Genomic DNA, 6,952 nt, shown 5'->3' on the forward strand with positions numbered 1-6,952 from the left:
TTTCCCAAATATTTTGGGACTGTTTCTCACTCCTTATGAAAATGCCCACAGTGCCGGGTTCTAGGCAACAATGGTTTATGCACTGTGCCAACTAAGGATGGGGAAAGCGTGAATTTTCAATCTGTAATAGCTTTATTGCATCAGTTTTGGGGCGATCGCGGTTGTCTCATAGCCCAGCCCTACGACATTGAGAAGGGGGCAGGTACTAAAAATCCCCAGACATTTTTAAGAGCATTGGGGCCGGAACCGTGGGCTGTTGCCTACGTTGAACCCTGTCGTCGCCCTACAGATGGACGGTATGGCGAAAATCCCAACCGCTTCCAGCACTATTATCAGTATCAAGTTCTGATTAAGCCATCGCCAGATAATATTCAAGAGATATATCTTGATTCCTTGAGGGGTTTAGGTATTCGTCCTCAAGACCACGATATTCGCTTTGTAGAGGATAACTGGGAAGATGCAACTGTGGGAGCTTGGGGCACTGGCTGGGAAGTATGGTTAGATGGAATGGAAATTACTCAATTTACCTACTTCCAGCAATGTGGGGGTATTGATTGCCGTCCGGTGTCGATTGAGATTACATACGGGTTAGAGCGGCTGACAATGTATCTCCAGCAAGTAGAGGCAATTACTAAGATTCATTGGACAGATAACATTACTTATGGTGATGTTTACCTTCAGGGAGAAATTGAGCAGTGTACTTACAACTTTGAAGCGTCGAATCCTGAGTTGCTATTGACACTATTTAATTTGTATGAGCAGGAAGCTACCCAATTGACGGAGCGAGGATTGGTCTTGCCTGGCTTAGATTATGTAATGAAGTGTTCACACACATTTAATCTGCTGGATGCTAGAGGTGTTATATCCGTGACGGAGAGAACTCGCTATATTGCCAGGATTCGCCATTTGGCTAGAAAGGTGGCTCATTTATATATTGAGCAAAGGGAGAAGTTGGGTTTTCCTTTGCTCAAAGATACTGTGAGTTCAACGGTAAGCCCAATATACTAAAGGGTGCGGATAAATGAACTAAGTACAGCTTTGGCTAAAATCGTAGCGTTTTTTAACGCAAAGGGACGCAGAGGAAAGCGCAGAGGTACGCAGAGTTTTTTTAGAGGATTCGCTACGCTCTTGCAAAATTTTGTATTAAGTATAGTTATGTGTAAAATATTAACATTTTTACACGCAGAGTCTTGCCAAATTAAATTCGCTACGAGTTTGTGTTCTGTTTATCCATGCTGCGCTGAGGTTTAAGGTAGGTATATCTTTCACTATTTATTATACGGCTTTTGCTAAAGGACAGAAATACGGTTAAATATTGAGTCTAGAACATTAAAGCTACAAGGATAAAGCCCGCACAGGCGGGCTTTATTTGTACTTGATGGGCTATACACCACAAGGATAAAAATTTTTCGCTGTTGCTGATTACAGAGATGAAAAACTCACGCAGAGGCGCTCCAAGCGCAGATAATAAAAGTTTGGAATATATTATTTTTCAATTTCATAGCCAAATTCAACAATGTCGATTTTTCTCTATTGCAGCCCTACCTATTTTTAAGTCATCTGCAAATTCGGGTTGTCAGGCGCTTTTACAAAAAATCTTATGATTCAAACCAGTGGTGTAATTATTTGTCTTGGCTACATTTTTGGGTTGTTGTTTACAGCAGTTTCTTGGGGTGGTGTATGGATTTTTGTTCTGGGGATAGTGGGAGCAATTCTTTTTAAAAGACGCACCACTTTACGGCAATTTGCTCAGAAACCAGAAAATGCTGGAAGCAAAAATAAGGCTGTGGCTAACACTTGGCAAATTACTTCCCATCCTCGAATATGGATAGCTGCTGGCTTGGTGGGATTATTGGCAACTCTATATTTTCAATGGCGAGTGCCGCAACCAGGTGCAAAAGATATTAGTCAGTTCGTTCCGCCTGGAAATAGCAGTAATCAAGAACAACTTGTAATTGTTCGTGGCGAAGTGGCGAGTAATCCCCGCTTGACTCGCAGTCAGCATGGACAATTTTGGCTGGAAGCGACTCAGCTAGATGAAGTCAAAAATGACAAAGGTTCAGCAGGTGTGCCAAAAGGGGTTACAGGTAAATTGTATGTGACGGTGCCTATACTTCAGGCTACTGGGTTATACCCTAGTCAAGAAATTGCTGTGACTGGGATTTTGTACAAACCCAAGGCGGCTTCCAATCCTGGTGGTTTCGATTTTCAGAAGTTTCTCAAGCAGGAAGGAACGTTTGCCGGTTTGATTGGGCGACAAATAAATGTTTTAGAGCAGGAACGTAAATGGGGATGGTGGCAAATTCGGGAGCGAATTGTGCGATCGCAAGTTCGTTGGTTGGGTATCCCTGAAGGGCCTCTTGTCAGTGCGATGGTTTTAGGTAGCAAAGCTGTTGATTTACCCTACGATATCCGCGATTTGTTTGTACAAGCCGGATTAGCTCATGCTTTAGCTGCTTCCGGGTTCCAAACTTCTTTAATTTTAAGTGTAATCTTACAGCTAACAAGGGGGGCAAAAAAAGGAACGCAATTTACCCTTGGCTTTTTGGCTTTAATCATTTTTCTGAGTTTAACAGGTTTTCAACCCGCAGTTCTCAGGGCGGTAATTATGGGTTTTGCGGCATTAGTTGGGCTGCTATTAAAAAGGAAGGTGAAACAGTTCGGCTCATTACTATTAGCAGCAACTTTATTATTAGTCTTTAATCCTCTATGGATTTGGGATTTAGGCTTTCAATTGAGTTTTTTAGCAACATTGGGATTAGTCGTAACAGTAACCCCACTAGTTAACCGTCTAGCATGGCTACCACCTGCGATCGCAGCTTTGATTGCTGTTCCCTTAGCTGCCACTATTTGGACTTTACCTGTGCAACTTTTTGTCTTTGGGGTTGTACCATCTTATAGTTTGTTGCTGAATGTGCTTAGTACTCCATTAATTTCGATCATTAGTATAGGTGGAATCATTAGTGCTTTAGTAGGTTTAATTTGGACTCAGGCAGGAAGCTGTTTAGCTGCGGTGTTACATTACCCGACTGATTGGCTAATTAAATTAGTGGAATTTTTTAGCAAGCTGCCAGGAAATTCTGTTGCTGTAGGCAGCATATCTACTTGGCAACTTCTGGCGATTTATACACTGATTATATTGGTTTGGTTAGTGCCTTGGTGGCAGAAGCGGTGGTGGTTTGCTAATGTGATTGCCATTGGTTTAGTATTTATCCCCCTTTGGCATTCTACAAATACATTGTTTAGAATAACAGTATTAGAATCTGGTACGGAACCAATTGTAGTTGTTCAAGACAGAGGTACTGTAACTGTAATTAATAGTGGCGATGAAGGGACAGGACGTTTTACAATTTTACCGTTTTTACAACAGCAGGGTGTAAATCAAATCAATTGGGCGATCGCAACTGATTTCCAAGGCAATGAGAGTAATGCTTGGTTGGAACTACTGCAACGTTTACCAATCAAAAATTTTTATGAATATTCTCCCAAACCAGAAAATTCCATTGCGACTCAGGCAATTCAACAAGAACTACAAAAGTATCAAGGATCTTACCAAGCGTTAGCAGTCGGTCAATCTGTGAAAACTGGTTCAATAGTGGCACAATTAATCAACGATCAATTACCCATCTTACAATTGCAAATTTTAGATCAGAATTGGTTATTAGTAGGTAATATCAAGTCTAAAGAGGTACAGCAATTAGTTAAGAGTGGGAGTTTACCTCGTCCCCAAGTGCTGTGGTGTGCGCCTCAGTCATTAAAAGATTTAGTTATTGCTCTGCAACCACAAGTAGCGATCGCTTCTTCTGCTAACTTTGATACAAAAGCTTTATCGGAACTAAATCAAAGCCAAACCAAACTATTTTTTACAGGACGAGATGGGGCTATTCAATGGACGCCTAACGGTGAGTTTGAGGCATTTATTGAAGCTACAGAAAATAAGTCTTCTGTCTTATAAAAAACTCAAAACGAAGTAAATTTAAAAAAATAATATTTATTTTTAAGCAAGACTAACTAAAGATAGATGTATAGTCATTCGCAAGGAAGTAATCTCTCAAAAGGTCTGATAAAGGTCATTTTAGTGAGTAGATGCTAATTGTATGCTTGGGGTAAGTAAGTGGTTATGAATAATTCTAAATTTGTAGTGAGTACTGAAACTCCGACTACCAGAGAATCTAGTTACTTTAACAAAGTTTATGGGTTTAATTCCCCAGCAAGACAGGCAGCACATTTTGGGTCGGGGTCTGTCTTACAAAGTTACTCCTCTTAGGGAGACCCCAAGACCGCACTTTGTGCTAAATCCCTGTTACAAAACTTAATTACGAATTACGAATTAGGTTGCCAAGCGTTGCCAAGGTACGAATTCCGAATTCCGAATTATTTAACATACTTTCATTTCTTCTTGCCCACTTGCTTAATGTTTGTATTCTCATACGTGCTAACACGAATTGCCATAGGAAGATATAGGAAATATTCCCGATACGAACACTACTCGTTGGTACTCTAGTAATCTTCCGGCTCGATGTTCGTTATACGATTTAGTAGCGCGTCTACTACCAGAGGATACTGAATGGCTCCTGATTTACTTAGTCTTCTAAAGTGCAATGCCTAGTAGCAAAGATGATTCTACATCCACCTTGATGGCTGTGATATTATAGGAGACTGCTACATACATTTAGAAAAACTAGAAATTGAATCGATCATGGCTCTGACGCAACTGCGGAAACAAGAAATAATTTCCAACTACCAAGTTCACGAAACCGACACTGGGTCGGCGGATGTCCAAGTTGCCATGCTAACTGAGCGCATTAACCGCCTCAGCGAACATCTCCAGGCAAATAAAAAAGACCATTCATCCCGGCGGGGACTGTTGAAGCTAATTGGTCAGCGCAAGCGTCTTCTAGCCTATATATCGCAGGAAAGCCGGGAAAAGTATCAAGCTTTGATTGCTCGTCTCGGTATTCGTGGATAGGGATTACCGCTTATGTCTGCTGAAGAATCTGAACGCAGTCGCTTGCCCTTTGAACCAAACAAAAAGCGCCAAAAACCCACAAAAACTCAAAGTAAACCAGCAGCACAGCCACAAGAATCTGCCAAACAGGCTGATAGAAAACGGTCTTACACAAAACAAGAGATGGCTATTCCCCAAGTAGTCAGCCAGCGCATGATCCGCCGAGTAGCTGGGTTCTGTGGTGTACCAACAGCTTTGGGCATTAGCGTCCTGGTTGTCAGCTATCTGCTTGCTATTTATTCTAAGATCCAACTACCTCCCATCGCCGTGTTATTGGTGAACATGGGATTATTTGGTTTGGGGGTTTTAGGGATAACTTATGGCGTTCTTTCTGCCTCTTGGGATGAAGAAAGAGTTGGAACTTTGCTGGGATTGGGTGAGTTCAACACCAATTGGAGACGAATGGTGGCAGTTTGGCGCGAAACTCGCCAAAAAAACTCATAATTATCGGCGCTCAGGTATTAGATAACTGCGGTATTGGGTAAATGAAGAAGTGAATGTTGAAGTTTTTTATAACTTCAACATTGCTAATTAATATTATATAATATTTTTTATACCCCATATCCAGTTATTAAGCAGTAAAAATACTGACTGAGCGCTATATTTTTTAAATAAATTTTGTTTTTAAGTATTCTTAATTAGACTAATAAGTAACAATAAAGTTAGTCAATTTACAGAAAATTTTACTCAATTAATAATCAGGAACTTTCTACATGATTATAGTAATGAAAAGTGGTTCTCCAGAGGCGGAAATAAACCGCATTGATGAGGAACTAACTAGCTGGGGGCTAACTCCAGAAAAAATTGTTGGTCAACACAAAGTAGTTATTGGTTTAGTAGGTGAAACCGCCAGCTTAGATCCACTACAAATTCAGGAACTTAGCCCCTGGATTGAGCAAGTGTTGCGGGTAGAGCAGCCTTACAAACGAGCCAGCCGTCAGTACCGCCACGGCGAAGCTTCGGAAGTGGTGGTTAATACTCCTAATGGAGCAGTGATATTTGGTGAACACCAGCCTTTGGTAGTGGTTGCTGGCCCTTGCTCCGTAGAAAATGAAGAAATGATTGTGGAGACAGCGCGGCGCGTCAAGACGGCTGGAGCTACATTTTTACGCGGCGGCGCATACAAACCCCGGACTTCACCTTACGCCTTCCAAGGACACGGCGAGAGTGCTTTGGATTTGTTGGCGATCGCGCGGGAAGTAAGCGGACTAGGTATTATTACAGAAGTGATGGATGCTGCTGACCTGGATAAAATTGCGGAAATTGCTGATGTCATCCAGGTGGGGGCAAGGAATATGCAGAATTTCTCCTTGCTCAAAAAAGTGGGAGCGCAGCCGAAACCAGTTCTGTTAAAGCGGGGAATGGCGGCTACTATTGAAGATTGGTTGATGGCAGCAGAGTATATTCTGGCATCTGGCAATCCTAATGTAATTTTGTGTGAACGCGGAATACGCACTTTTGACCGTCAGTATACGCGAAATACACTGGATTTATCAGTAGTGCCAGTGTTGCGAAAGCTGACTCACCTGCCAATTATGATTGACCCCAGCCACGGTGTAGGTTGGTCTGAGTTTGTGCCTTCAATGGCAATGGCTGCCTTGGCAGCTGGCACAGATTCCCTGATGATAGAGGTTCACCCCAACCCTGCCAAAGCTTTATCCGACGGGCCTCAATCTCTCACACCAGATCGTTTCGATAGCTTGATGCAAGAATTAGCAGTGATTGGTAAGGCGGTGGGACGCTGGCAGCAACCAGCAGTGGCTTTAGCTTAAAATTCAGTTACAACTTTGCGATCGGCTATCTCAGCTATACACTAGTGAAAAAAGTAGTTAGTTAAACCATGACATTAATCACTGTGCGTTCGCTGATTTTGAGGCAGTAAAAGGAATTAATTGCTTTATCGGTAAGGGTTAAGACGATTTTTCAAGCAAAGGTATTATGAGA

Annotated in this window: 5 protein-coding genes; all 5 read left to right on the plus strand. The window is 41.9% G+C overall.

Features of this window, described 5'->3' with window-relative positions:
• The first annotated feature begins 108 nt into the window (after positions 1-108).
• The 5 genes from glyQ to aroF all read left to right on the plus strand — a co-directional run bounded on the left by glyQ (position 109) and on the right by aroF (position 6,780).
• Positions 109-1,008: a glycine--tRNA ligase subunit alpha gene (glyQ, locus tag V7K32_RS17805; protein ID WP_334995152.1), complete on the plus strand. Its 900-nt coding sequence runs from the start codon at positions 109-111 to the stop codon at positions 1,006-1,008.
• A 592-nt stretch (positions 1,009-1,600) separates the two neighbouring features.
• Entirely contained in the window at positions 1,601-3,955 is a 2,355-nt protein-coding gene (locus V7K32_RS17810; RefSeq protein WP_334995153.1) for a ComEC/Rec2 family competence protein, read from the plus strand.
• Between the two features lie 744 nt (positions 3,956-4,699).
• Entirely contained in the window at positions 4,700-4,969 is a 270-nt protein-coding gene (rpsO, locus tag V7K32_RS17815) for a 30S ribosomal protein S15 (protein ID WP_041565894.1), read from the plus strand.
• A gap of 12 nt (positions 4,970-4,981) precedes the next feature.
• Positions 4,982-5,452, plus strand: coding sequence for a PAM68 family protein (locus tag V7K32_RS17820; protein WP_334995154.1), 471 nt, complete (start codon positions 4,982-4,984; stop codon positions 5,450-5,452).
• A 269-nt stretch (positions 5,453-5,721) separates the two neighbouring features.
• A complete protein-coding gene (aroF, locus tag V7K32_RS17825) occupies positions 5,722-6,780 on the plus strand; it encodes a 3-deoxy-7-phosphoheptulonate synthase (RefSeq protein WP_334995155.1) in 1,059 nt (352 codons plus the stop codon).
• Positions 6,781-6,952: the final 172 nt, after the last annotated feature.

Origin of the sequence: Nostoc sp., assembly GCF_036917635.1 — a bacterium.
In the GTDB taxonomy this organism is placed as follows: Bacteria; Cyanobacteriota; Cyanobacteriia; order Cyanobacteriales; family Nostocaceae; genus Nostoc.

Coding starts and splice junctions, on each gene's coding strand:
- V7K32_RS17810 (WP_334995153.1), top strand. CDS start 1,601: ATGATTCAAACCAGTGGTGTAATTATTTGTCTTGGCTACATTTTTGGG.
- V7K32_RS17820 (WP_334995154.1), top strand. CDS start 4,982: ATGTCTGCTGAAGAATCTGAACGCAGTCGCTTGCCCTTTGAACCAAAC.
- rpsO (WP_041565894.1), top strand. CDS start 4,700: ATGGCTCTGACGCAACTGCGGAAACAAGAAATAATTTCCAACTACCAA.
- aroF (WP_334995155.1), top strand. CDS start 5,722: ATGATTATAGTAATGAAAAGTGGTTCTCCAGAGGCGGAAATAAACCGC.